Annotated in this window: 17 protein-coding genes and 6 pseudogenes; 16 read left to right on the plus strand and 7 right to left on the minus strand. The window is 70.2% G+C overall.

The window, feature by feature from the left end; translation table 11 throughout:
* Window positions 1-137 precede the first annotated feature (137 nt).
* A complete protein-coding gene (locus IE277_RS23310) occupies window positions 138-1,199 on the minus strand; it encodes a DUF6615 family protein (protein ID WP_189955492.1) in 1,062 nt (353 codons plus the stop codon).
* A gap of 176 nt (window positions 1,200-1,375) precedes the next feature.
* Here IE277_RS23310 and IE277_RS23315 point away from each other — a divergent pair, with 176 nt between their 5' ends.
* The 4 genes and pseudogenes from IE277_RS23315 to IE277_RS48860 all read left to right on the plus strand — a co-directional run bounded on the left by IE277_RS23315 (window position 1,376) and on the right by IE277_RS48860 (window position 10,764).
* Window positions 1,376-3,508 (plus strand): glycoside hydrolase family 31 protein, encoded by a 2,133-nt coding sequence (locus IE277_RS23315; RefSeq protein ID WP_189955493.1) that lies wholly within the window; start codon window positions 1,376-1,378, stop codon window positions 3,506-3,508.
* Between the two features lie 20 nt (window positions 3,509-3,528).
* Entirely contained in the window at window positions 3,529-6,075 is a 2,547-nt protein-coding gene (locus IE277_RS23320) for an alpha-N-acetylglucosaminidase (RefSeq protein WP_189955495.1), read from the plus strand.
* 192 nt (window positions 6,076-6,267) lie between these two features.
* Window positions 6,268-8,295: pseudogene (locus IE277_RS23325) on the plus strand (HelD family protein).
* Window positions 8,296-8,409: 114 nt separating this feature from the next.
* A complete protein-coding gene (locus IE277_RS48860; RefSeq protein ID WP_189955497.1) occupies window positions 8,410-10,764 on the plus strand; it encodes a glycoside hydrolase family 3 C-terminal domain-containing protein in 2,355 nt (784 codons plus the stop codon).
* A 27-nt stretch (window positions 10,765-10,791) separates the two neighbouring features.
* Here the strand turns inward: IE277_RS48860 and IE277_RS23335 are convergent, their stop codons facing one another.
* Window positions 10,792-11,205 carry a hypothetical protein gene (locus IE277_RS23335; RefSeq protein ID WP_189955498.1) on the minus strand — a complete coding sequence of 138 codons (414 nt, stop codon included), beginning with the start codon at window positions 11,203-11,205 and terminating at the stop codon, window positions 10,792-10,794.
* A 251-nt stretch (window positions 11,206-11,456) separates the two neighbouring features.
* Here IE277_RS23335 and IE277_RS47385 point away from each other — a divergent pair.
* Window positions 11,457-11,594 (plus strand): annotated as a pseudogene (locus IE277_RS47385) (group II intron maturase-specific domain-containing protein); the annotation flags it as partial.
* A gap of 32 nt (window positions 11,595-11,626) precedes the next feature.
* Entirely contained in the window at window positions 11,627-11,803 is a 177-nt protein-coding gene (locus IE277_RS47390) for a hypothetical protein (protein WP_229881933.1), read from the plus strand.
* 238 nt (window positions 11,804-12,041) lie between these two features.
* On the opposite strand, the gene IE277_RS23345 is transcribed toward IE277_RS47390, so the two are convergent.
* The gene (locus tag IE277_RS23345) at window positions 12,042-12,527 is read right to left on the minus strand and encodes an ML domain-containing protein (RefSeq protein WP_189955671.1); all 486 of its coding nucleotides are present in this window, start codon (window positions 12,525-12,527) and stop codon (window positions 12,042-12,044) included.
* A 289-nt stretch (window positions 12,528-12,816) separates the two neighbouring features.
* Here IE277_RS23345 and IE277_RS23350 point away from each other — a divergent pair, with 289 nt between their 5' ends.
* The 5 genes and pseudogenes from IE277_RS23350 to IE277_RS23370 all read left to right on the plus strand — a co-directional run bounded on the left by IE277_RS23350 (window position 12,817) and on the right by IE277_RS23370 (window position 15,890).
* Window positions 12,817-13,110 (plus strand): hypothetical protein, encoded by a 294-nt coding sequence (locus IE277_RS23350; RefSeq protein ID WP_189955501.1) that lies wholly within the window; start codon window positions 12,817-12,819, stop codon window positions 13,108-13,110.
* 108 nt (window positions 13,111-13,218) lie between these two features.
* Window positions 13,219-13,653: pseudogene (locus IE277_RS23355) on the plus strand (transposase); the annotation flags it as partial.
* A gap of 245 nt (window positions 13,654-13,898) precedes the next feature.
* Window positions 13,899-14,576, plus strand: a complete 678-nt coding sequence (locus IE277_RS23360; protein WP_189955502.1) for a hypothetical protein — start codon at window positions 13,899-13,901, stop codon at window positions 14,574-14,576.
* A 125-nt stretch (window positions 14,577-14,701) separates the two neighbouring features.
* Complete coding sequence (locus IE277_RS23365; RefSeq protein WP_189955505.1) at window positions 14,702-15,253, plus strand: carboxymuconolactone decarboxylase family protein; 552 nt, start codon at window positions 14,702-14,704, stop codon at window positions 15,251-15,253.
* Window positions 15,254-15,561: 308 nt separating this feature from the next.
* A pseudogene (locus IE277_RS23370) lies at window positions 15,562-15,890 on the plus strand (hydantoinase B/oxoprolinase family protein).
* Between the two features lie 117 nt (window positions 15,891-16,007).
* Here IE277_RS23370 and IE277_RS23375 read toward each other — a convergent pair.
* The 3 genes and pseudogenes from IE277_RS23375 to IE277_RS23385 form a co-directional block, all read right to left on the minus strand.
* Window positions 16,008-16,367, minus strand: a complete 360-nt coding sequence (locus tag IE277_RS23375; RefSeq protein WP_229881918.1) for a MarR family winged helix-turn-helix transcriptional regulator — start codon at window positions 16,365-16,367, stop codon at window positions 16,008-16,010.
* Entirely contained in the window at window positions 16,309-17,523 is a 1,215-nt protein-coding gene (locus IE277_RS49235) for an AAA family ATPase (RefSeq protein WP_308433415.1), read from the minus strand. The genes IE277_RS23375 and IE277_RS49235 overlap by 59 nt, the downstream gene beginning before the upstream one ends.
* 94 nt (window positions 17,524-17,617) lie before the next feature.
* Window positions 17,618-17,839, minus strand: a pseudogene (locus IE277_RS23385) (ATP-dependent metallopeptidase FtsH/Yme1/Tma family protein); the annotation flags it as partial.
* Here IE277_RS23385 and IE277_RS49600 point away from each other — a divergent pair.
* From IE277_RS49600 to IE277_RS23400, 3 genes are all read left to right on the plus strand, one after another.
* Window positions 17,808-18,245, plus strand: coding sequence for a CBS domain-containing protein (locus IE277_RS49600; protein ID WP_373310856.1), 438 nt, complete (start codon window positions 17,808-17,810; stop codon window positions 18,243-18,245). The pseudogene IE277_RS23385 and the gene IE277_RS49600 overlap by 32 nt on opposite strands.
* A 94-nt stretch (window positions 18,246-18,339) precedes the next feature.
* A complete protein-coding gene (locus IE277_RS23395) occupies window positions 18,340-21,975 on the plus strand; it encodes a hydantoinase B/oxoprolinase family protein (RefSeq protein ID WP_189955509.1) in 3,636 nt (1,211 codons plus the stop codon).
* Between the two features lie 464 nt (window positions 21,976-22,439).
* Window positions 22,440-23,036: a cation efflux transmembrane domain-containing protein gene (locus IE277_RS23400; protein ID WP_229881919.1), complete on the plus strand. Its 597-nt coding sequence runs from the start codon at window positions 22,440-22,442 to the stop codon at window positions 23,034-23,036.
* A 710-nt stretch (window positions 23,037-23,746) separates the two neighbouring features.
* Here IE277_RS23400 and IE277_RS23405 read toward each other — a convergent pair.
* Window positions 23,747-23,911 (minus strand): annotated as a pseudogene (locus IE277_RS23405) (pirin family protein); the annotation flags it as partial.
* Window positions 23,912-24,006: 95 nt separating this feature from the next.
* Between IE277_RS23405 and IE277_RS47395 the strand changes: the two are divergent.
* Window positions 24,007-24,384: a hypothetical protein gene (locus IE277_RS47395; protein ID WP_229881920.1), complete on the plus strand. Its 378-nt coding sequence runs from the start codon at window positions 24,007-24,009 to the stop codon at window positions 24,382-24,384.
* A gap of 17 nt (window positions 24,385-24,401) precedes the next feature.
* Entirely contained in the window at window positions 24,402-25,163 is a 762-nt protein-coding gene (locus IE277_RS23410; RefSeq protein WP_229881921.1) for a tyrosine-type recombinase/integrase, read from the plus strand.
* Window positions 25,164-25,191 lie beyond the last annotated feature (28 nt).

Here is a 25,191-nt window from a genome sequence, read left to right on the forward strand (position 1 = left end):
GGGGGGACCCCCCACCGCGGGGGCACCCTCATCGCGTCGACTCATTCCTCCGCCTTGCAGCTGGACGCACCAGCCCCCGCTCACCTGCGCCGATGAGGCGCCGTCACTTTCCCGCGACCTGATCCGCCGGACAGGCCCTAGTCCGTCAGGTCGATCACCGCGGACACGGCGAGACGGGGATCGGGGGGTTCGGCGGCCTGTCCGTGCGTCATGGCCAGGACTCGGTCAGGCAGCGCGGGCAGCGGCCGCTCGTCGGGGTGCCGGGCGGCGAGGTCGGCGAAGGACGGGCGGGGAAGCATGGGCGGTCCGTCAGCGATACGCGCACGCTCCGGCGTGCTGCCGGGCGTCGCGCGGTCGTCGGAAACGGGTCGCCGCTCCGTGCGCTGTCCGGCCCCGCCCTGGGAACGAGCGGTGTCGCGCGCCGCGGACCGCGCCCATGAGAGATCGTGGAGGCCGCCGTCGTCCAGCGTCGTGACCGCCGCATAGGCGGCCTCCAGGCTGCTTCGGTCTCGGCTCGGCTCGTCACAGAAGATCCTGTGCCACGGCCGGCTTTGATCCCGCGCGTACCTCGGGCCCAGCCGGGGATCGAGCAGCACGGCCCGCACCGTGTGGGCGGATACGACGGTGCACCCGAGCTGGGACTGCGCGCCGCGTCCGTGACGGCAGTCGAAGACATTCCCCTCCAGGTGGGAGGGGACCCAATTCCGGTGGTTGTAGAAGACGTAGGCAGGCAGACAGCCCGACGCCTCCGCGTCCTCCACGAGCAGCTCGCTCTGCAGGCGGCCACTGCCTCGCACGGTGTGCTTCAGCGTGTAACTGCCGCCGCGCTTCATGCGTTTGGCCTGCACCCGCATGCCGAAGCCCTGCCCTCCGGAGTGGAACCACCACTCGAAGTCGGCTCCGTTCCGGGCCTCTTGCGCGCGAGGGAACTCATGGATGAGGACGCGGTCCTGGTGCCGTCGGCGAATGTTGCGCAGGTTGGACTTGGTGAACTCCTCCTCGTTCGCGGGCGCTCCATGGAAATGGTCCAGGGCGAGCCACTCGAACGTCTGCGTCGCGCAGGCGCGCAGGGTGCGGCACAGGGAGTCCGGGGGAGTGGAATCCCGGACCGCTCCTGTCTCCGCAACCCGATCGATCTTGATGCCGCAGCGTGGGCAGTAGCTGAACCGGCGGTCCAGTTCGTGTCCGCAGCACAACATCGGTCCCCCTGACCCCGAGCATCGAGCAGCGACCAGCCTAGGCCCTGACACGGACGGCACCATGGACAAGTGACGTTTCCTGCACGATTATCTGCAGAATCAAGCATGTTCTTGCATGGACTCGTACGGACCCTGTCACGCAGCTCTCAGGCCCCCTTCGTCGAAGGAGATGCGCCATGCTCGGACGACTCCGCGGACTCGGACTGCTTCTCGCGGTCTCCTGCCTCGCTCTCGGCCTCCCCGCGGCCCTGCCCGCGCAGGCCCGGGCGAGCGGTGAGCCCCCGGCGGCCGCCCCGCCGAGGATGACCGCCACCGCGGGCGGACTCGCGCTCACCGTCCCACCGAGTGGCCACGCCCCCGGCTACGTTCTCGATGTGACGACCGCTCAACTGGGACTGACCACCAGACGCTCCGGCACATCCGTACTGGCCACCGCGGCCGGCGACACCGGCGCCCTGCGCTTCCGCCTCGGCGGCGAATGGCAGCACGCGACCGAGGTCACCGGCTGGACCTGGCGCGGCGGCACCCTGACCCTCACCGCCGACACGACCGCCGAAGGCGTCACCGTGCAGGCCAGGATCACACCGTCCGCCGACCGCTACGCGCTTGAGTGGAACGTGCAGGGCGCGGCCCCCGACCGGCTGGGCCTCGCCTACGACCTGAAATCCGCCGGCCACTGGTACGGCCATGGCGAGGCCGAGACCCCGCAGGGCGGACCCGGCACCGACCAGCCGTGGCCGCTCGACAGCGGTGAGGTCGTCCACCCGGCCTTCGGTCCGGCGTCGTACGACATGATCGATCCCTTCTGGTACACCTCCAGCGCGACCGGGCTGCGGGTGGACACCGGGCATGTCATGGATGTCTCGGTCAACGCCGGCAAGGACGGGCTCGGCCGCTTCGACATCCGGTCCGCCGAGCCCTACAAGGCGACCGTCTTCGTGGAGTCCACCCCGCTGGAGGTCTACCGCGACTACGTCGGCATCGTCGGCAAGCCCGCCAAGAGCGACGCGACGTACGAGCAGTACGCCACACCGGTGTGGAACTCCTGGGCGCAGTTCTACACCCACGTCGACCAGGCCCGGCTCCTGGACTACGCCCGGGACCTGCACGACAACGGCCTCGGCGGCCACACGCTCCAGCTCGACGACAAATGGGAGTCCGACTACGGGAACATGACCTTCGACGCGAAGGCCTACCCGGACCCCAAGGCCATGTCCGACAAGATCCACGAGCTCGGTTTCGGCTTCGGCCTCTGGGTCACCCTCTGGATCAACCTGGACTCCGACCAGTACCGGTACGCCGCCGACCACGGCTATCTGCTCAAGGACGCGGCCGACCCGGCGAAACCGTGCACGGTCACCTGGTGGAACGGCACCGCGGGCATCGTCGACCTCGCCAACCCCGACGCCAGGGCCTGGTACGTGGGACGACTCGACAAGCTGATGGGCACCTACGGCATCGACGGCCTGAAGTTCGACACCCGCTTCTTCGACGACACATGCGCCCCGCACGACGGCTACCGGCCCACCGACTACCAGCGGCTCGGCGCCGAACTCGCCGACCGCTACGACCTCCAGGGCGTCGGCATCCGCGTCCACTGGGACACCACCGCCCACCGCGCCGGATTCGTCACCCGGCAGGTGGACAAGGGCACCGGCTGGAACTCCCTGCGCGCCTCCGTCACCCAGAACCTCGCGCTGTCCACGATCGGCTACCCCTTCGTCACCACCGACATGATCGGCGGCTCCAGCAGCGAGCCCCCGCCGAGCAAGCAGGTCCTGGTCCGCTGGGCCCAGTCCGCCGCCCTCCAGCCACTGATGTACTCCTCCACCTCGCCCGTGGACACCATCGACGTGACGACGGGCAAGAAGGTCGTCTACGACCGCGAGACCATCGATCTCTACCGGCAGGCGGTCGCCCGCCACGAACGGCTCGCGCCCTACATCTGGGACCAGGTCCGGCAGACCCTGAAGACCGGCGACCCGATCATGCGTCCGCTGTTCTTCGACTACCCGCAGGACGAGGCGGCCTACACGATCACCGACGAGTGGATGCTCGGCCCGGCCGTCCTCGCCGCCCCGCAGCTCACCGACGAGGCCACCCGCACCGTCCGTCTTCCGCCCGGAGTCTGGTACGACGTCGGTCACGGCACGGTGATCCACGGTCCCAGGACCCTCCCCGGCTACGCCACCCCGCTCGGCGTCACCCCCGTGTTCGTGAACCTCGGGGCGAAGGGCGCCGCCAAGGCCCTGCGCGCGTTCCGGGACCCCGACATCCCGCCCGCCCCTTCGAAGACGACGACCAAGTGACCCGTTCCGGAGGGACGTTCATGGCAAGGCACCGTCACGGCACCAACGGTACCAACGGCGTCACCCGCAGAGGCGTCCTCGCCGGCGCCCTCGTCCTCAGGGGCGCAGCCCTGCCGGCCCGCCCGTGGGAGGCGTACGCGGCCGACGACCCGGCACCCGCCGCGGCCGCGCTGCGGCGGCTGCTGCCCGCGCACCACGACCAGTTCACGCTGCGGCCGCTCGCCGCGGACGGCGCGGATCACTTCCGGGTCACCGGCCGCACCGGCCGGATCACCGTCGAGGGCACCGGCCCCGCCGTCCTCCTCACCGCCGTCCACACCTATCTGCGGCGCGCCCTGCATGCCTCGTTCTCCTGGACCGGCGACCAGCTCGCGCTGCCCCGCCTGCTCCCCGCCCCCGCCCCCGCCGAGGAACTCACCGGCAGGGCGAACGTGCCCCACCGGTTCGTCCTCAACGACACCGACGAGGGCTACACCGGTCCCTACCGCGACTGGGACACCTGGCAACGCGAGCTGGACGTCCTCGCCGCGCACGGCATCAACCGCGTCCTCGTCTACGTGGGCGCCGACGCCGTGTACTACGACACGTTCCGCCGCTTCGCCTACACCGACACCGAGCTGCGGTCATGGATCCCGGCCCCGGCCCACCAGCCGTGGTGGCTGCTGCAGAACATGTCGGGCTTCGGCGGCCCGGTCTCGCGCCGGCTCATCGAGCGGCGGGCGGAGCTGGCGCGGCGGATCGTGGACCGGGCGCGGGAACTGGGCATGACGCCGGTGCTGCCCGGCTATTTCGGCACGGTCCCCGCGGGCTTCCCCGCCCGGCACGGAGGGGACGCGAGGGTGGTGCCACAGGGGGACTGGGTCGGTTTCGAACGGCCCGACTGGCTCGACCCGCGCACCACGGCCTTCGCCGACGTGGCGGCCGCCTTCTACCGAGCCCAGTCGGACCGCTTCGGCGACAGCACGATGTACAAGATGGACCTGCTGCACGAGGGCGGCACCGCGGGCGACGTACCGGTGGGCGACGCCGCCCGGGCGGTCGAGGCGGCCCTGCGGCGGGCACACCCCGGCGCGGTCTGGGCCATCCTCGGCTGGCAGACCAACCCGCCGCGCGCCCTGCTGGACGCCGTCGACAAGACCCGCATGCTGATCGTCGACGGGCTCTCCGACCGCTTCCCGACGGTCACCGACCGCGAGCGTGACTGGGGCGGCACCCCCTACGCCTACGGCAGCATCTGGAACTTCGGCGGCCACACCGCGATCGGCGCCAACGCCCCCGACTGGGTGGAGTGGTACCCCACGTGGCGTGACAAGCCGGGCAGCCGCCTGGCCGGGGTCGCGGCGATGCCCGAGGCCTCCGACAACAACGCGCCCGCCCTCGCCCTGCTCACCGACCTGGCGTGGACGCCCGGCACGATCGACCTGGACGACTGGTTCGCCGCCTACTCCGTCTCCCGCTACGGCGGCACGGACCGGCACACGGCCGCCGCCTGGCGCACGCTGCGCGCCACCGCCTACGGCACGCGGCGCACGGACTCCTGGAGCGAGGCCCCGGACGGCCTCTTCGGCGCCCGCCCGAGCCTGACCGCGACCAGGGCCGCCTCCTGGAGCCCGGAGGCCGCCCGCTACGACACCACCGCCTTCGACGCCGCGCTGAGCGAACTCCTCGACGTACGCGAGGAGTTGAGGGGGAGTGCCGCGTACCGGTACGACATCGTGGACGTCGCCCGTCAGGTCCTGTCCAACCGTAGCCGGCTGCTGCTCCCGCAGCTCAAGGCGGCCCACGACATCGGCGACACGGACCTGTTCGGCACCCTGACCCGCACCTGGCTGTCCTGGATGGACCTGCTGGACGACCTGCTGGCGACGTCCCGGCCCCATCTGCTGGGCCGCTGGCTGGCACAGGCGCGGGCCTGGGGCGCGGACACCGCCGAGAAGGACCGCCTGGAGTACGACGCCCGGTCGATCCTCACCACCTGGGGCGGCCGGGCGAGCAGCGAGGCGGGCCTGCACGACTACGCCAACCGTGAGTGGGCGGGCCTGGTCGGCGGCCTCTATCGCACCCGCTGGCAGACGTATTTCGACACTCTGTCATCCGGCGAGGACCCGGCCACGATCGACTGGTTCGCCCTCGAAGACGCCTGGGCGCACGCCCACGAGACATATCCGACCGAGCCCCACGGGTCGCCGTACGCCCTGGCCTGCCGGGTGCGGGACGTCCTGGCGGACACCCCGTACCAGTCCACGCTGACCGCGGTGGCCGACCGGGACGCGGTGGCCGCGGACCGCCCGGCCGTCGTGACGCTCGCCCTCACCCACCGCAACGGATTCGCACCGGCACGCGAGGTGACCCTCTTCCTGAAGGTCCCCGCCGGCCTCACCGCGCGCCCCCTCGACCCGGTACGGGTGGCGGCGCTCGCCCCCGGCGCCGCACACACCGCCCGCTTCGAACTCCGCCCGGCCGGGGCCGGCGGCACCCCGGTCGGCCGGCTCGTCGCGGTGGCGACCGGGCGGGGCGGCGGCAGGGCGGTGGCCCCGGTACGGCCGGCGGTGGCCTCCGGAGGGTGAGCGGCAGCCGCCGCCACGGCCGGACGAGGGCGCACGCACACAAGTAAGTCAAGCCTTACCTTCTCGGGAATGTGGTCGCACAGTGGAGGCCCTCGACGAGCGAGAGGGTGGCTACCGGTGCGGTGGGACGGCGGCGGAGCGGTGCGTCAGACGGAGGCGGAGCAGTGTCATGTGCCCGCCGCGTACCGGCTCCTGGACGAGCGGCTCGTGGACGCGAGAGCACAGCTGGCGGACGTGCTGCGGACCCGGGCCGACGGTCGGGGCGAGACGCATGCGCGTGAGGTGGCCGCGGGCCGGCTGGCCGGGCAGGTCCACCGGCTCGAAGGGGCCGAGGAGGGACTGGTCTTCGGCCGGATCGACCGCGCGGACGGCATGGTGCTGCGCCTCGGGCGGCTGGGCCTGCACACGCAGGAGTGCGAGACACCTCTGGTGGTGGACTGGCGGGCGGAGGCGGCCCGGCCGTTCTACGAGGCGACGCCGCTGCGTCCGCTGGGGTTGCGGCGCCGCCGCCATCTGCGGGTCCGGGGCCGCCGTGAGCGATGAACTCCTGGACGGCTCGTCGCCGGCCGAGGAGGACGTCGTCGGCGACGGACCGCTGGCGCACGCGCTGGAGGCCGGACGGACCGGGACGATGCAGGCCGCGGTGGCGCCCCTCCAGGCCGAACAGGACGCGATCGTGCGTTCCGCGCACCGCGGGGTGACGGTCGTACAAGGCGGCCCCGGCACCGGCAGGACGGTGGTCGCGCTGCACCGGGCCGCCTACGTCCTGTACGCGTTCCCGCGCGTGGCCGAGCAGGGCGTGCTGGTCCTCGGCCCGAACGCACGGTTCCTCGACTACATCGGCCAGGTCCTGCCCTCCCTGGGGGAGAACGACGCGGTCCTGTCGACCTGCCCCGGCCTCGCACCCGTGACCCGTACCGCGGTGGAGCCACCGGAAGCGGCCCGGACCAAGGGAAGAGGCGAGTGGGCCGAGGTGCTCGCGGCCGTCGTGCGCTCCCGCCAGGCTCCGGCCGGAGACTTCGCCGTACAGGTGGGACAGGAACGGGTCCGTCTCACGGACGAGGAGGTGGCCGGGGCACGCGAGGCGGCCGCCACCAGCGGTCTGGCGCACAACCCCGCCAGGGAACTGTTCAAGCGCCACCTGGCCGACCAGGTCACCGCGGCGCTGGAGCGCGCCATGGCCGCCGCGCTGGAGGACATCGACACCGAGGTCGCGCAGAGCACGGGCCTCGACCTCGACAAGGCCGTCGCGGCCGATCTGCGCGCCCTCGGCCTCGACGGCACGCCAACTGCCGTACCCTGCACGGAGTTCGACGCGGACGCCGTCCGGGCCGGGCTGCTCGACGACGCCGAGGTCGACCGCGCCGTGGAGACCCTGTGGCCGCGGCTGAGCGCCGGCCCCCTGGTGCACGGCCTCCTCGCGGACGCCGACGCCCTGGCCCGTCACCTGCCGTCGCTGACCGACCGGGAACGCTCCCGGCTGACGCGCACCCCAGGGCCGGCTGGACCGACGCCGACGCGGCGCTGCTGGACGAGGCCGCGGCCCTGGTGGAGGGCCCGGCCGAACGCACCTTCGGGCATGTCGTGGTCGACGAGGCCCAGGAACTGACGGCCATGCAGTGGCACATGGTCCTCAGACGGTGTCCGTCCCGGTCGATGACCCTCGTCGGCGACTTCGCCCAGGCCGGCCCCACGACGACGGCGCACGACTGGGCCGAGGCGCTACGGCCGCACATCGGCACCAGGTACGCGCTGCACACCCTGACCGTCAGCTACCGCAGCACCCACGAGATCCTGTCCGCCGTCCGCGCCCTGCGCACACGGATCGCCCCCGGCCACGCACCGAGCCGCGCGCTGCGCCACGGCCCGGTCCCGCGCGAGTTCACCGCCGGCGCGGACGAACTGGCCGACGCCCTGGCGGCGGAGCTGCGCAGCCAGGCGAGCGCACACCCGGGCGACCTGCTCGCGGTGGTCTGCGCGGACACCACGGCGGCCCGACTGACGGCCGCCGGGATCGATCAGCGGGCCCGTGTCGTGCCGGTCTCCCAAGCCCGCGGCCTGGAGTTCGACGCCGTGGTCGTCATCGACCCGCCGGAGATCGTCGCGGCCCGCCCGGCCGGCGAACGCGACCTGTACGTCGCCCTCACCCGCGCCACCAAGCGGCTCTGCACCCTCCACGTGCCCCCTCGTCCGGCCGGCGCTCACCACGCGTCGCACTGAGCGGGCCGCCGCGACTTTCGTCGTGGTCACGGCTGGCCGGCCGGCTACCAAAGTCGCGGCCCCGCAGACCGGAGGACGACGCGGGACCGGCGGTGCCGGTGCCAGCCTGAAGCCATGAGCGATGAGATGTCCCGCAGGGCGTTCACCGGCACGGCGGCGGCCGTCGCGGCGGGCCTGGCCCTGCCCGGCCCGACGGCCCACGGGGAAAGACACCGGGTCGACGCCCTGCTGGCGCGGATGTCTGTGGCCGACAAGATCGCCCAGCTGAACATGCCGGTCTGCCTGCCCGAAGAACTCCTCGGCGACTCCCCGGACCCGACGGGCACGCCGAAGGACCGGGAGGCCTACGTCCGCGGTGCGACCGTCGTCGGCGAGAAGGGCGACCGGCTCACGCTCGGCCCCGGCGGAGGCTTCTTCGGCCTGGTCAACCAGAGCCTGTCCGGTTCCGTCGAGGTGCCCCACCCGCTGACCCCCCGCCAACAGGCCGAGCAGCACAACCATCTGCAGCGCCTGGCGCGCACCACCCGCCTCGGAGTGCCGCTGCTGCAGATCAGCGAGGGCACCCATGGCTCACTGGGCCCCGGCTCGACCGTCTTCCCCGAAGGGCTCGCGCTGGGCGCCACCTTCGATCCGGAGCTGATCGGCCGGGTGTACCGGGCCGTGGCCAGGGAAGCCCGCGCGGTCGGCATCCACGCCCTGAGCACCATCATGGCCGAGCTCAACCGCGATCCACGCTACGGCCGTGGCATCTGGTCGTTCAGCGAGGACCCCTACCTCACCGGGCGCATCGTCGCAGCGCTCGTCCCGGCGATGCAGGGCGACGACCTCGCCTGCGAGGAGTCGGTGGTCGTCTCGCTGTGCACCTTCCCCATGGAGGCCCCCAACACCGGCGGGCTGGAGACCAGCCCGGTCGAGATCGGCAAGCGGACGTTCCGCCAGGTGCACCTGGAGCCATGGCGGGCCGGGTTCACGGAGGCCGGCGCGCTGATGACGGAGGCGAGCGAGCAGACCATCGACGGTCTGGTGGTGCACGGCTCACCCCGCTATCTCACCGACCTGCTCCGCGACGAACTGCGCTTCCGTGGTGTGGTCATCGGCAACGACGTCCGCGGCCTGGTCCGTGAGCAGGTGGCGGACACCTCCCGTGCGGCGGCCGGGCTGGCCCTGCGGGCCGGTGTGGACGTCAGCCTGTCATGGGACGAGATCTACCTCGACCAGCTGGCCGCCGCCGTGCGCGAGGGGACGGTGGACGAAGCGCTGCTCGACCGCGCCGTGCGCCGGGTGCTGACCCTGAAGGAGCGCCTCGGACTCTTCGAGGACCCCTACGTCGATCCGGACCGGGCCGAACGGGTGGTGAACGGCCCGGCGCACCGCCGGCTCGCCCTGGAGGCCGCCCGCTCCTGCCTCGTCCTGCTCAAGAACGAGGGAGAACTGCTGCCGCTGTCCAGAGACCGGGTGCGTACGCTGGCGCTGATCGGCCCGAACGCCGACGACAGCCTGAATCTGCTGGGGGAGTACAACGCGTTCCCCACCCTGCATCCCGTCCCCTCGATCCGGGAGGCGCTGCAGGAGCTGGTCGGCGACGACGTCCGCATCGTGCACGTCCGCGGCTGCGCTGTCACCGGCACCGACACCTCCGGCTTCGCGGCGGCCCGTGCCGCGGCGCGGCAGGCGGATGTGACGGTCGTGGTGGTCGGCGAGCAGACGAAGGGCGGCTACTTCTCGCCCGACCGCACCGACGGAGAGCTGAAGGACACCGCCTCGCTGGATCTGACCGGCGTCCAGGAACAGCTGCTGCGCGAGCTGCACGCGACGGGTACGCCCACCGTCGCCGTGGTCGTCACCGGCCGGGCGCTGTCGCTGCGCTGGGCGGCCGAGCACCTGCCCGCGCTGCTGATCGCCTGGCTGCCCGGCGAAGCCGGCGGACGGGCACTGGCACAGGCGCTGTTCGGCGACACCGAGCCGACCGGCCGCCTGCCCGTCACCTTCCCCCGTCGTGTGGGCCAACTGCCCATGTCCTACGACCAGAAGCGCGCCCGGGCGCACGCGGACGCCTATGTCGACCTGCCGTCCAGCCCGCTGTTCGAGTTCGGCGCGGGCCGTGGCTACAGCAGCTTCCGCTACGACCGGCTCCGGCTGACCCACGCACGCATCGGGACCGACGGCACCACCCGGGCCCTGGTCGACATCACCAACACCGGACCGCGGGCCGGCACCGAGGTGGTGCAGCTGTATGTCACCGACAACCAGGCGTCGGTGTCCCTGCCGTACATCCGGCTGCGCGGGGTGCGCAAGGTGCGGGTCGGGCCCGGCGAGCGGGTGACAGTGGCCTTCGACCTGTCGGCACGCCGCGATCTCACCCTGGTGGACGACCGGATGCGGACCGTCGTCGAGCCGGGCACGTTCGACATCAAGGTCGGCAGCTCCTCGGCACACATCCACCAGCGGGTGACCCTCACCGTCACCTGACCGACGCGGGAGGCAGGGCGAGGAGCGTCAGCGGACCTTGACGTTCACGGTCGGGGTGACCCACCGCAGGACGAGGTCGTGCTTCCCGTGGAGATCCTTCTCATAGAGCGCGCCACGGAACTGCAGTGTGCCGCGCTGCCGCGCCGTCACCCAGACGTCGGCGGAACCGCCCAGGCCGATGCCTCCGCGGGCGCACTTGACCGTGTGCCAGGGGCCCTTGCCCGGACGCTGCTGGATACAGAACCTCTGGAACCTGTCCTCGTCGTTCGCGGCGTCCCCCTTCACATGGACGCGCGCACCGGCCTTCACGGTGTGCGGGCTCGCCGCGAAGTCATAACTGATCTTCGCCGAGGCGGCCGTGGCACCGAGTCCCAGCGCGGACAGGCCTACCGCCGCCACGACGGCGGCCCGCACGGTGTGCCGGTGGACCGTGGATATCATCCTGTTCCCCCTTCGGGTGTCTACACCCTGACAGACGGGGAGGCGGGCGAACGCGTTGTCCTGACGCATATAACCGTTCGACAAATTCCTGGGTTTCTCCAGGTCAGCGCACCGTCGCCGGAGAAGACTCTGATCACCCGCATCGAGCAGGGCCTGGACTTCCTCGGCTGGCATATCCAGCGCCACCGGAAACCAGGCACCAACCGGTATTACGGCTACACTACCCGGCCAAGAAGGCCCTGCGGGCCATCATGGCCAAGGTCAAGACGCTCTGCCGAGAGGTCGGTACGAACCAGCCGCTCGACGCCCTACTTGCCCGGATCAATCCGGCAGTGCGGGGTTGGTGCGCCTGCTTCCGGCCCGGGGTGTCCTTCGCGACCTTCTCCTACCTGCGCAACTACATGTGGCACACGGTGTGGAGATGGGTTCAGCGCAAGCACCCAAGACGGGCCGGAGGAAGATCTTCAGCCGCTACTGCGGCCGCAGATCATGGTGGACCGGGGAGACCCGGGAACTGTTCAACCCGATCACGCTGGGCACCACTCGCTACCGCTACCGGGGCCTGACGATTCCCACCCCCTGGGACGCCACGGGATGAGAGCAACCACCACGAACCCCTTCGGGGCTTGTGGAGAGCCGGGTGCGGTGCCAAGTCGCATGCCCGGTTCGGGAAGCGGCTCCGGGGGAACGGGCCGGTCGAAAGACCGGAACCGCGCCCCGAACCGACTTCACCAGCCACGCCACCGAGTGCTCCGCTGCCCCCTGGTTGCTCACTGCCGCCCTGCTCGTGCTGCGCCCTGCAAAGGTGGCGCGGGGTGCAGCACGAGTGGCGCTGCTCAGGGCAGGGGGACAGTCACCGTGGCTTTTACGCAGGCCAAGCCCTCGTCGTCGTCGGTGTACGCGTCGGCGAAGACTGAGTAGGTGCCCGGTGGAGTGTTGTTGGCGAAGAAGTCACCGTAGTAGATGGGCAGTGAAACCTGCCCGGCTTCGACGGGCAGCTGGACCGGAGCATCGTGATCCTTGAGTTGCTCGCCGAGGTCGAGCGTGGTGCTGATGAGCCGGATAAGCCCGTACTTCACGGTGACCTTAACGTAGGCCCCCTCATGCACAGCTTTCTGAAGGTTTCCGTGCACTGTGATGACGAGTGGCTTCCCCTTCTCCAGAGGTGCGGGCTCGACGGTGATGCTGTCGGGCTTCAGAATGTAGCTGTCGTCCGAGCAGTCCTCGGCCGGCCAACTCTCCGCCGCGGCCCGAGCTGTTTGCTGCGTCGCGCACGGTCTTGGTGGCGGCAGCGGCGTGCGCTGCCCCCGTGAGCGATGCAGCCAGGAGCAGACTCAGTGCCCCCGATGCCACTACGCCAAGCCGTCGTGAAATCCTCATCCGGCAATCCCTCCCGCGTCGATCTCAGATGATCGGCAGGACACTGCCCAACGCACTGCACGCGCCACCATCCCGTTCGGGTGACACCGGCGCTCGCGTCCCCAAGGCTGCGCCGGAGTGAGCGGCTCAATCGCACTGCGGGCCAACTATGAGGCTCAGAGAGGCCAACTGAGCAGTCCGGCCGCCCGGGTGATGTCCGACAGGCCGGTTAGCGTCGGCTGAATGGATCACATGACCGACAAGGACACGCCCCGGCGCGTTGAAATCACCGCGAAGGGCGATCGAGCCGACGTCGAGATCGACGGCACCCGGATAGATCCGCGTGCCGTCAAAGCGTACTCCGTCAGCCACTTCGCCGGACACCGGCCGCAGGTCCTGCTGCACGTCGCCGATCGCGACGACGCCCAGTGGTCCGGGCTGGCCCGCGTCGCCGTGGCCGACCTCCCCGACCCCGGCCCGGCCGCAATGGTCACCAAGCGGGATTCGGGTTGTTCGACATGTACTTCCTGGTCGAGCAAGTGCTGAGGGCCCATCGTTCGGGCGTGATCGAGTGCCGCTGTGACCACGTGGGGCAGGCTTCCACCTCGCACGGCACCCCTTGCGTGAACGTGCTCGGGCTCACCGAAGAGCTATGAGAACTACAGGTACTCGACCAGCCACCAGGTCGTCATCGACGCCGACACCCGGCTCGTCGTCGCCGTCGGCCGACCACTGCCCGGCAACCGCAATGACTGCAAGGCACGGGAACTGTCCGGCGCAAAGGGCGCGGTCGGCAAGACGACCGTGATCGCGGACGGCGGCTACCGGGGCACCGGCCTGGTCATCCCGCACCGTCGCGAGCGCGGCCGGGCCGAACTCCCGGCCTGGAAAGAGGAACACAACGCATCCCACCGAAAGGTCCGCGCCCGCGTCGAGCACGTTTTCGCCCGGATGCAGGGCTGGAAGATCCTTCGCGACTGCCGACTGAAAGGCGACGGCGTCCACCACGCCATGCTCGGTTCTCGGCCCCTCCTGGCCGATCCGCAATGTCCCCTGAGTATCCCCGTCCCCGGCTGCGGTAACCCTTGAGGGCTGCGGACCTAGATGCGCGGGCCGGGACTTCCGTCAGATCCGGGGGCAAGTGCTATCGCCTTGGCGTGGGCGGGCCGAGGCCAACCGTGCACCGGGCAGGGGTAGCGGTCCGCGGGACGGGTATTGCGGGCAGCAGTCCAGCCGCGCCTCGTGCGGTCGTGTTTCGTCCGGTCGGGCGGAATGCCCGCCACACCGGCGCCGTACGGGGAACAGTCGTATATCCACCCCTTAGATTCCGGGGCATGAATTCAGCTGATCATGTAACTGCCGACCGTCGAGGCTTCCTCACCGCCGCGGGGGCCGCCGCGCTCGTGGCGGGTGCCTGGTGGGCGGCGCCCTCGAAGACGTATGCGGCCGATGCCTCGCTACCACGCACGGGGCAGGAGATCCGGTGCTCCAGCACGGCACGCGGGGTGGTGCTGCGCACCCTGGCCGGGTCGGGCACCGCCGACATCGACTGCACGATGCGGCTGCGTGTCGAGGCCGACCCCGCCGACTCGGGCAGGTCTTGCCGACTGCGGGTGCTGGAACACCGGATGCAGGGCGAAAGCGCCCGGTTCGGCCGGATCACCATCACCGAGGAGGCCGACCCCCGCTCGCTCCCGGCCAGCACTCTGCGCTTGGCCGACACCAAGGCACCGCGCTATGAACTGCGCCTGGTCTGCCCCCGCCTCACCGTCGAGGTCGAACACGTGCTGCCGGGGCTCCTGGGCCTGGGCGCCTTGGGGGGAGGGCCGGTGACGCTCACCACCACCGAACCGCTGGTCCTGGAGAACGACCGCCTCACCAGCTGGGAGCTGCACCGCCAAGCCCTTGCCTCGAAGAACCCGGTCGGCCTGGCACTCGCCGGTCTGCCGAGGACGGCTGTCGCCACCATCGAGCCGTTCACCGTGCTGGCCGAGCACACCGAGCACTCCTGACGCGAGCATCGGTCCCGAAGGGTCCGCTGGGGCCGGCGCTGCGGAGTGCGGTTTCGGCGCGGCCGTGGAGGAGAAGGATGACGTTGCGTCAGAACTTTGTCGGAAACCGGCTGAAGGAGCCGCGCATGCCGCACATCGAGCTCGGCAATGACCTGCCCGGGATCGTGTCGCTGTTCGCCTTCCGACCCGAGACGGCCGCACCGCTGAGCGAGCTGGCCGAGGTCCTGCTGCGCGGGCCCAGCGCCTTGAGCCAGGGCGAGCGGGAGCTGATCGCCGCCCGGGTCTCCCACCTCAACAGCTGCTCATTCTGTACCGACTCCCACGCCGCGTTCGCCGCCGCCCAGCTGGACCAGGGCATGTCCTTGGTCGACCAGGTCCGCACCGACCCGGCCGCAGCGCCCGTCTCCGACAAGCTCAAGGCCCTGCTCGCCGTGGCCGATGCGGTTCAGGAAGGCGGCCGCGCGGTCACCGACGAGCACATCAAGACAGCCCGTGCCGCCGGGGCGACGGACAGAGAGATCCACGACACCGTCCTGATCGCGGCGGCGTTCTGCATGTACAACCGCTATGTCGACGGCCTGGCAACCACCGTCCCCGACCAGTCCGCCGCGTACACCGAGATGGCGGAACACATCACCACCCACGGCTACCGCGGTGCCGTGCCCCTCCAACCCTGACGGCCTGACGGGTGAGCACCTGCGGGAAGGCACCGATGGCGCCCGCTACGGGCGGTCAGAGGTGACCTGCCACCAAGTCGGCTACCTCTGTGCCGAGTTTCCGGCCGACGCGGTTGTCGAGAGAGGTGTGCTGGCCGGACCGTACCCGGCTGAGCCACGCTTCGGTGGCGGCGACTTGGAGGCCGGCAAAGGTTCGGGTGATGCCTTTCGATGTCACTGAGAGATGGGCTCCGGCACTATGAACAACCTCTCCTTCGGCAACGACCACGTGCACTACTACGAGACCGTGGCCTCCGGCTCCGGTAGGGATGGAGGAGTTCCGCGTCCGTGAGGGCAGTGGGGGCGCGGGCCGCTGGCGCGGCGGATGCGGCGTGGAACGCCGGATCCGCTTCCTGGACCGATGACCGTCGCAGTCGTCTCCGGCCACCGCCGCATCCCGCCCTACGGCATGGACGGGGGCCGCCCCGGTGCTCTCGGCGAAAACCTCATCGCACGCGCGGACGGCACGACCACACCCCTGCGCGGCTGCGACGCGGCTGACGTCGTCGCCGGGGACAGGCTCGTCATCCGCACTCCCGGCGGAGGCGGATACGGCCCGACCGAGGAGACATCGCTCCAGCACACGACTGACGACTGATCCACAGTTCGCGTCACGCCGGTCGTCCGGTTGGAACCGTTCGAGGGATCCACGGCCGGCACCCCTCGCCGGCCAGCCAGGAACAAGCGCGCCCCCGTCGAGCTCGGGGCATGGGCTTCAGCTCAAGCCAGAGCCGTAGGTTTGTTCGTCGAGGTGCTCGGCGAGCCGGAGAAGCACGGGCAGTGCCTCCGCGATCACCGCGCGCTCGGTGTCGTCGAGGCCGGCGTAGGCGGTATCCATGGGATCTTTGTGGGTTCTGGTCCAGGTGGCGAGCCTCTCGCGGCCGGCAGCGGTGAGGGTGACGACGGAGGACCGATGGTTGACCGGGTCGACGTCACGCGCGACCAGCCCGGCGCCGACTATCCGGCTGATCAGTCCACTGACCGTGCTGGGTGCCAGGTGCCGGCGGGCGGTCAGGTCACTGATGTGCGCGGGAGAGTGTTCCCGTAGTACCTGGAGCACCTCGACCTGGGCCATGGGGAGAGTCTCCCGCGGATAGTCCGTGCGGATCATCGAGGAGTGCAGCGCGCGATGCAGCCGGGTGATGGTCTCGGTGAGCAGTCGGGCGTTCGGCTCTTGCCCGGCGGGACGGAGCGGGGAGGCCCCGGAGTTGGGTCGCGCAGACATGGAGCCAGGGTATCCGGGCCGTGCTCGGGTACGGCTCCGCCGTATCTGGATCCAACGCCGTGTCGGGCCGGCTCACGACACCTGCTCCAGTACCCCCGCCCGAGCACATCGCGGCCGGTCGATCACCGAGGAGGAGTGCGAACCTCCGGCTCTGGACGCGCAGGGGGCAATGACGCGTTGACGGCGTGGTCTTCGCCTTTCCCGTCCGCCTGGCTGCGTTCCTGGCGCAGGACGTCGAGGACGACGGTGTGGCGCGAGCAACGGCATCCAGGTCCACGTCCGGAGCCAGGGTCTTGTCCCGGGCGTGGACGGCGAGGATCGCGGCCCGCTCGGCCTGGTTGGGCAGCGGCACGGTGACCTGGCGGTCGAAGCGCCCCGGGCGCAGCAGGGCCGGGTCGAGGGCGTCGGGCCGGTTGGTGGCGGCGAGGACGACGATGCCGCTGGACTGGTCGAAGCCGTCCATCTCGGACAGCAGCTGGTTGAGGGTCTGCTCGCGCTCGTCGTTGCCGCCCAATCGTGCCCCGCCGTTGCGACGTGACCCGAGCGCGTCGATCTCGTCGATGAAGATGATCGACGGTGCGCGTTTGCGGGCCTGGTCGAACAGGTCGCGCACCCGGGAGGCACCGACCCCGACGAACATCTCCACGAACGCGGAGCCGGTCATGGACAAGAACGGCACGTCCGCCTCGCCGGCAACCGCTCGCGCGAAGAGGGTCTTGCCGGTACCGGGTGGCCCTACCATGATCACGCCACGGGGACCTTTGGCGCCTGCGGCGGTGTACCGGGCGGGATTGCGCAGGAAGTCGACGACCTCGCTGATCTCCTGCTTGACCCCGTCGTAGCCGGCGATGTCGTCGAAGCCGGTGGTGGGCCGCTCCGCCTCGATGATCTTCGCCCGTGAGCGTCCGATGGCGCTCGGTCCGCCGGTCAGCGGCCCTGCGGCCCGGCGTCCCATCCACACGAAGAAGCCGATCAGCAGCAGGAACGGCAGGAACGAGAAGAGCACGGACAACCATGTTGCCGCCTCCGCTGCTGCTCTGGCTGGCTTTGATCTGCACATGATGGGAGGTCAGGTGCTGCTGCAACTGAGCCCCGGTGCCCAGCGCGGTGGGGAGCTGGGTGGTGAACCTCGTGCCGTCCTTCAGGGTGCCGCTGACCGCTCCCTTGTCGTTGATGTCGACCGTCTGCACCTGGCTGGCACCGACCTTGCCGACGAAGTCGCTGTAGGACAGTGACGTCGTGTGCGGCTCGGAGCGGGCGTGCGAGAGCAGCAGGACGACGACGAGTGTCATGACGAGTGTCATCAGGATCCACCAGAACATCCACCGTCCGCCGAGCGGCTGCGGTTGTCGGGACGGAGGCGCGGGCGGTTCGCGCGGCGGCCCGGGCTTGGCGGGCGGCGACAGGTGCCGGTGCACGGCCCCGGCCGCGGTGCTGTCCGGTCGCAAGGTGCGCGACCTCGTGCACGCCCGCCGGACCGTCGTGGTTCACCCCGAGAACCCCCTTCCACGGGCGGCAGCCGTGATGACGCAGGAGCACCTCGACGCACTGCCGGTCACGGATCCGCACGGACGCCTGGTCGGCCTCCTCACGGCCCGGACTACGTCGCCTCAGCTGCGGGTTTGGACGGGCCGAGCCAAGCCCGTCGGCCAGCGCCCCACACGGGCGACCTTGCCCGGGCTGGCGCCTCACCGCGCAGCACGGGAACGCGGAATCGTCATTCCGTAGCGCGCCGCGCAGGAGGGCCGCTCGGACCCGAGAGCGCCTCGCGGCCCGGTGTCGTCGGCCTTTGTGCGGTGGCGGGCGGGCGCACAATGAGTTCATGACGGGTCGCTGGCAGTTCTGGATCGACCGGGGCGGCACCTTCACCGATGTCGTGGCGGTGACCCCCGAGGCCGGGGTGGTCAGCCGCAAGCTGCTGTCCGAGCGCCCGGAGGCGTACCGGGACGCGGCGGTCGCCGGGATCCGGCAGGTGCTGGAGCTGGAGCCGGATGAGTCGATTCCGGCCGACCGGATCGAGGTGGTGAAGATGGGCACCACCGTCGCCACCAACGCGCTGCTGACCCACACCGGCGAGCCGACCGTCCTGGTCACCACCCGGGGTTTCGGGGACGCCCTGCGCATCGCCTACCAGAACCGGCCGCGCATCTTCGACCGCCGCATTCTGCTCCCGCGGGCCCTGTACGACCGGGTGATCGAGGTGGAGGAGCGGATCGGCGCGCACGGCGAGCCGGTCCGCCCGCTCCATCTGGACGGCGCCCGCGATGCGCTGCGGGCGGCGTACGAGGAGGGGTATCGCAGCGCCGCGGTCGTCTTTCTGCACGGCTATCGTCACCCCGGCCATGAGGCCGCCGTCGCCGAGGCCGCCCGAGCGATCGGCTTTCCACAGGTCAGCTGCTCGCACGAGGTCAGCCCGCTGATCAAGTTGGTGCCGCGCGGTGACACCACGGTGGTGGACGCCTACCTCTCGCCCATCCTGCGCCGCTATGTCGACCAGGTGGCGAGCGAACTGCAGGGCGTGCGGCTGATGTTCATGCAGTCCGGGGGCGGTCTGCGCGAGGCCGGGCATTTCCGGGGCAAGGACGCCGTGCTCTCCGGCCCGGCCGGCGGCGTCGTCGGCATGGCGCGGGCCGCGACCCGGGCCGGCTGCGGCAGGGCGATCGGGTTCGACATGGGCGGCACCTCCACCGACGTCTCCCACTTCGCGGGCGAGATCGAGCGGGTGCTGGGCACGCAGGTGGCCGGGGTGCGCATGACCGCGCCGATGACCGACATCCACACCGTCGCCGCGGGCGGCGGCTCCATCCTGCACTTCGACGGCATGCGCTACCGCGTCGGCCCCGACTCGGCCGGTGCGGACCCCGGCCCGGTCTGCTACCGGCGGGGCGGGCCGCTGACCGTCACCGATGCCAACGTCATGCTCGGCCGCATTCAACCCGCCTTCTTCCCCCGGGTGTTCGGCAAGGCAGGCGACCGGATGCTGGACGGCGAGGCGGTCCGCGCCCGCTTCGCCGATCTCGCCGAACAGACCGCCATCGCGACCGGTGAGCGCCGCAGTCCGGAGGAGGTCGCGGCGGGCTTCCTCGACATCGCCGTCCTCAACATCGCGGGCGCCGTCAAGAAGATCTCCGTCCAGCGCGGCCGCGACATCACCCGCTACGGGCTGGTCAGCTTCGGCGGTGCGGGCGGCCAGGTGGCGTGCGCGGTCGCCGACCGGCTCGGCATCGACACCGTCCTGGTCCCGCCGCTGGCGGGAGTGCTCTCCGCGTACGGCATCGGCATGGCCGACGCGGTCGCGCTGCGCGAACGCTCCGTCGAGGCCCCGCTCGATGCGCCGGAGACGGCCGCCCGCGTCACGGCCGTACGCGCCGAACTGGAGCAACGGGCCCGCGCACAGCTGTGCGAGGACGGCGTGCCGCAGGAAACCGTGCGCACCACCGCCCGCGCGCTGCTGCGCTACGAGGGCACCGACTTCTCCCTGCCCGTCGCGCTGGACACGGCCGACCGTATGCGGGCCTCGTTCGAACGCGATCACCAGGACCGCTACGGCTTCACCATGAACAAGCCACTGGTCGTCGAGGCCGTCGCCGCCGAGGCAACCGGTTCCTCCGGCCCGCCCACCACCGACACGGTGACCGCCCCGTCCCCGCGGCACGGCCCGCTGCGCCCGGCCGCCACGGTGGAGATGTTCACCCAGGGCCGCCGGCAGCCCACCCGCCTGTTCCGCCGCGAGGACCTCCGCCCCGGCGACAACGTCAAGGGCCCGGCGATCATCGCCGAACCGGACGCGACCACCGTCGTCGACCCCGACTGGCGGGCCACCGCCGACACCCACGGCGACCTCCTCCTGACCCGCTCGCGGCCCCGCCCGTCCCGTGTCGCGGTCGGCACCAGCGTCGACCCGGTGATGCTGGAGGTCTTCAACAACCTCTTCATGTCCGTAGCCGAGCAGATGGGCGTCCGGCTGCAGAGCACCGCCCACTCGGTCAACATCAAGGAACGCCTCGACTTCTCCTGCGCCCTGTTCGACCCGGCGGGCAACCTCATCGCCAACGCGCCCCACATCCCCGTCCACCTGGGGTCGATGGGCGAGTCCATCAAGGAGGTGCTGCGCCGCAACACCGGCTCGCTGCAGCCCGGCGACGTCTACGCCATCAACGACCCGTACCACGGCGGCACCCACCTGCCCGACATCACCGTCGTCACCCCGGTCTTCGACGAACCGGGCGAACGTCTCCTTTTCCTCGTCGCCTCGCGCGGCCACCACGCCGAGATCGGCGGCATCAGCCCCGGATCCATGCCCGCCTTCAGCACCACCATCGACGAGGAAGGCGTCCTGTTCGACAACTGGCTGCTCGTGCGCGACGGCCACTTCCGCGAGAGCGAAACCCGCAATCTGCTGACGACCGCCCGCTACCCGTCGCGCGACCCGGACACCAACCTCGCCGATCTGCGCGCCCAGATCGCCGCCAACAACAAGGGCATCCGCGAACTGCGGGCGATGATCGGCCAGTTCGGTCTCGACGTCGTCCACGCCTACATGCGGCACGTCCAGGACAACGCCGAGGAATCGGTGCGTCGCATCATCGCCACCCTCCACGACGGCGAGTACCGCTATGAGACGGACAACGGCGCCGTCATCCAGGTCGCCCAGCGCGTCGACCACGCATCCCGCAGCGCCGTACTGGACTTCACCGGAACCTCACCCCAGCAGCCAGGCAACACCAACGCCCCCACGTCCGTCGTCATGGCGGCCGTGCTGTATGTCTTCCGCACCCTGGTCGCAGACGACATCCCCCTCAACAGTGGCTGCCTGAAGCCCCTGGACGTCCGAATCCCCGACGGCTGCATGCTCGCGCCCGTCCACCCGGCCGCCACTGTCGCCGGCAACGTCGAGACATCCCAGGCCGTCACCGGCGCCCTGTACGCCGTGCTGGGCGCCCAGGCAGAGGGCTCCGGCACCATGAACAACCTCTCCTTCGGCAACGACCACGTGCAGTACTACGAGACCGTGGCCTCCGGCTCCGGCGCAGGCGAAGGCTTCGACGGCGCGGACGCCGTCCAGACCCATATGACCAACTCCCGCCTCACCGACGCCGAGATCCTGGAATGGCGCTACCCGGTACGGGTGGAGGAGTTCCGTATCCGTGCGGGCAGCGGGGGCGCCGGCCGCTGGCGCGGCGGGTGCGGCGTCGAACGTCGGCTCCGCTTCCTGGAACCGATGACCCTCGCGGTCGTCTCCGGCCACCGCCGCATCCCGCCCTACGGCATGGCCGGCGGCCACCCCGGCGCCCTCGGCGAAAACCTCATCGAACGCGCTGACGGCACGACCACACCCCTGCGCGGATACGACACGGCAGACGTCACCGCCGAAGACACACTCGTCATCCGCACTCCGGGCGGAGGCGGATACGGCCCGACCTCGGAGCCGGCGCGACGGCACAGCACTGGCGACTGATGCCCAGCCTGCGCCATTCACCAGGCCGGCCAGGCTCGTTCGAGAGGATGCACGGCCCGGTTGGCCCTCATCGGCGAACCGGGCACAAGCCCGCGCGGTGCCGCGCTCGCCCAGTCCTGCGCATCCGTCACGGACAGCCACTTCCCCACCGGCACCCACGGCGTGGTGGGCGGGATTGCAAGTTTCCGCCGCACTGACGCGTAGGCGACCAGGAGCGGCAGAGCCTACAGGCTTCAGTGAGTACGGGCTCATGGCTGTGTCAGTGTCCGTGGATGTCGTTTCGACATGAGTTCGGGAGTCAGGTGAAGCACTGGCGGTTGAGCGATGTCACTGTGAAGTGATGTCGCTCGAAGCTCAGACACCCGAACCGGGGGTTCGGTGAAGCGCGGTTTCTGATGTCTCTGTGCCGCTCAGGGAGCCGCCCCAGGCCCCTTGCGGTGTGGGACTGCTGGGAGACTCGCCGGGTGAGCGACGTGAACGAGATCTCCTGCAAGTCCCTGCTGCGCCGGGGCTTCGTGCTGGAATACGTGACCTTGGGCTGGAACGTGGTCGGCATTGTGGTGCTGGCCGTGGCGGCGGTTGCGGCGAAGTCAGTGGCGCTGACCGGGTTCGGCCTGGATTCCCTGATCGAGATCGGCGCCTCGACTGTGGTGATCTGGGAGTTGTCCGGCACTGGTGAGGACAGGCAGCGCCGTGCCCTGCGGCTGATCGGTGCCGGGTTCGCGTTGTTGGCGGCGTATCTGCTGGTGCAGTCGACGTGGGTCCTGGCCAGCGGTTTCCGTCCGCATCACTCGCCGCTGGGGATCGTGTGGACTGCGGTGACCGCGGTGGTGATGTTCACTCTGGCTTTCGGCAAGGCCCGCACCGGTGCCGCACTGGACAACCCGGTGCTGAAGACGGAGGGCCGGGTCACCCTGATCGACGGGCTGCTGGCCGCCGCGGTGCTGCTCGGTCTGGTTCTCAACGCCCTGGCCGGGTTGTGGTGGGCGGATCCGGCCGCCAGCTATGTGCTGGTGTACTACGCAGTGGGAGAAGTGAAAGAGATCTTCGGAGACCGCTGAAAGCGATCTGACAGCCCTCCAACCGAGGAAAATGCCGTAGATGTCCTCCCAGAACGCTCCCTCCAGCCCATCACAGGAACAGCTGATCCAGGACGTTCTTGCCTGCTTCGACGCCTATGCCGGCTGAGGGGACGACGCGACAGCGTTCTCGACTCCGCCCGTCCCTCCCCGCAGGAGGAAAGTCGCGCCTTTGATGACCTCTGGCAGGCGATCACGCAGCTGCGCGGCACCGTCCAGGCAGGCGAACAGTGACCCGACCTGTGTGCTCTTGGGTCGACGATGGCCGCGCCGAGCAGCGCGAAGGCCCGAAGGGGGGAGCGAGAGGGGAGGGGAGGGGGGAAACCGGTCAGACGATCCGGCGGACGTCGAGAACGTCCGGACGCCACTCGGCGAGGGCCGAGTTCTTGACCACGTCCTCCTCCACGGGCACCGCGCGTCTGAGCCGGACAGCCGAACTTCTCCCTCCGAGGGGCAAACGCGTCCCGACTGGCTGTGACTCAGCAGAGCCTCGCGCCTCGGGTGTGAAGGAGCACGTATTACGACGCGGGGCCTGCGCCCAGACAAGTACGAGTCCAGTAGGTTCCTGCCGTGTCGCTCTCCGGGCAGGCGGAGGTGGCATCGGGTTTGTTGGAACCGTGCAAACGGGGTTTGTCAGTAAAGTCAGCATTGAGTCAGCATCAGTCCGATCAAAGCTGACAACGGATGCCGGCTCAGCGCACCCGGCCGCGCGGTTTCAGCGGCACAGAGGGAAGCTCCGGTGCCGCCAACCGATCCCCGTCGTACCCTTTCACTTCCCCAAATCTCGACCCGCTCATCCACTCCTCCCGGGCCTGTTTGATGTCGTCCTGCGTACGCCCTACGAAGTTCCACCACATATCACGGATTCGGCGGTTCTTCCCAGGTCAGAGGTATCGAAGACCCTCGGGCGTCAGCAAAAGGTCAGCGTCGGACGCCGAGGAGTCAGCACGACATGGCGGCACGCACGCTCGCACGCGGTATGGGCACTTTCTTCAAGGACTGCGAACACCCTGAGTCCCGTTGGTCGAAGTGCCGGCACGAGTACAAGATCCGGTATCGCAACGCGGCGGGCAGGCAGACGGAGGAGGCCGGCTTCGCGACGCAGGACAGGGCCATCGAGCGCCTGTTGGAGATCTACAACGAGAAGAAGGCGGCTGCGTCGCGGTCCCAGTCGAAGGCGGAGCGCATCCAGAAGTACGGGACGATGCGGTTCGAGGAGTATGTCGAGGAGTGGAAGGCCGGGCAACGGCATCTGGCGTCTCGTCGCTCCGGCACCTCGACTCGCTCCTGCTGCACCACCTTTACCCGGCGCTGGCCAGCCGGAGGATGAACTCCTTCGACCACAAGGTGGTCGACGGCTTCATCCGCACGCTGGAGCGCGCGGGAGCAGGACTGGCCACTCAGGCCAACGCCTTCGACAAGCTGCGCGCGATCCTCCTGGATGCGCATCGCCTCGGCATCTACTCCGAGAACCCGGTGGCAGGGGTCAAGCCGCCGCAGTACGACCCGGCTCGTGCGGTGATCCCGTCCCTCGAACAACTGCGCGCGATACGAACCGCCGGCGACGACGCGTTCATGTTGATCGTCGACCTGATGAGCGGCTGCGGCCTGCGGAATGGCGAGGCGGCTGCGGTGAACCTCAAGAACATCGTCGCCGACGACGTGTACCGGATCACCGAGCAGGTCATCCTCTCGACTCGCCAGTACGGGCCGCTCAAACACCGCAAGGCAGGGGAGTACCGTGACGTGCCCCTACCCGCACGGATCAGGCGGACGATCGAGTGGTATGCCGAGAAGTACGGCACTATGGACGTCTACCTGCTGCGTCAGCCGACCGACCCCGGCAAGCCGTATCCGCACTGGGGGATGGACAACCAGTGGCGCCGGATCAGGGCGTCGGGCGAGGTGGACGTCCCGCAGGGGATGGTCCTCTACGGGAACCGTCACTTCTACGCCTCGAACTGCCTGAGCAACGGCATCCCGATCACGGACGTTGCCGAGTGGATGGGGCACAAGAGCGTCGACGTCACCTTCAAGATCTATCGGCACCTCTTGCCGGGATCGATCGGCAAGGCGGCCCAGGTGCTGGACATGGCACTTGCGGCCTGACACGGCAACGAGTCCTGGCCGCGCCGGC

Origin of the sequence: Streptomyces alanosinicus (genome assembly GCF_014650595.1) — a bacterium.
In the GTDB taxonomy this organism is placed as follows: Bacteria; Actinomycetota; Actinomycetes; order Streptomycetales; family Streptomycetaceae; genus Streptomyces; species Streptomyces alanosinicus.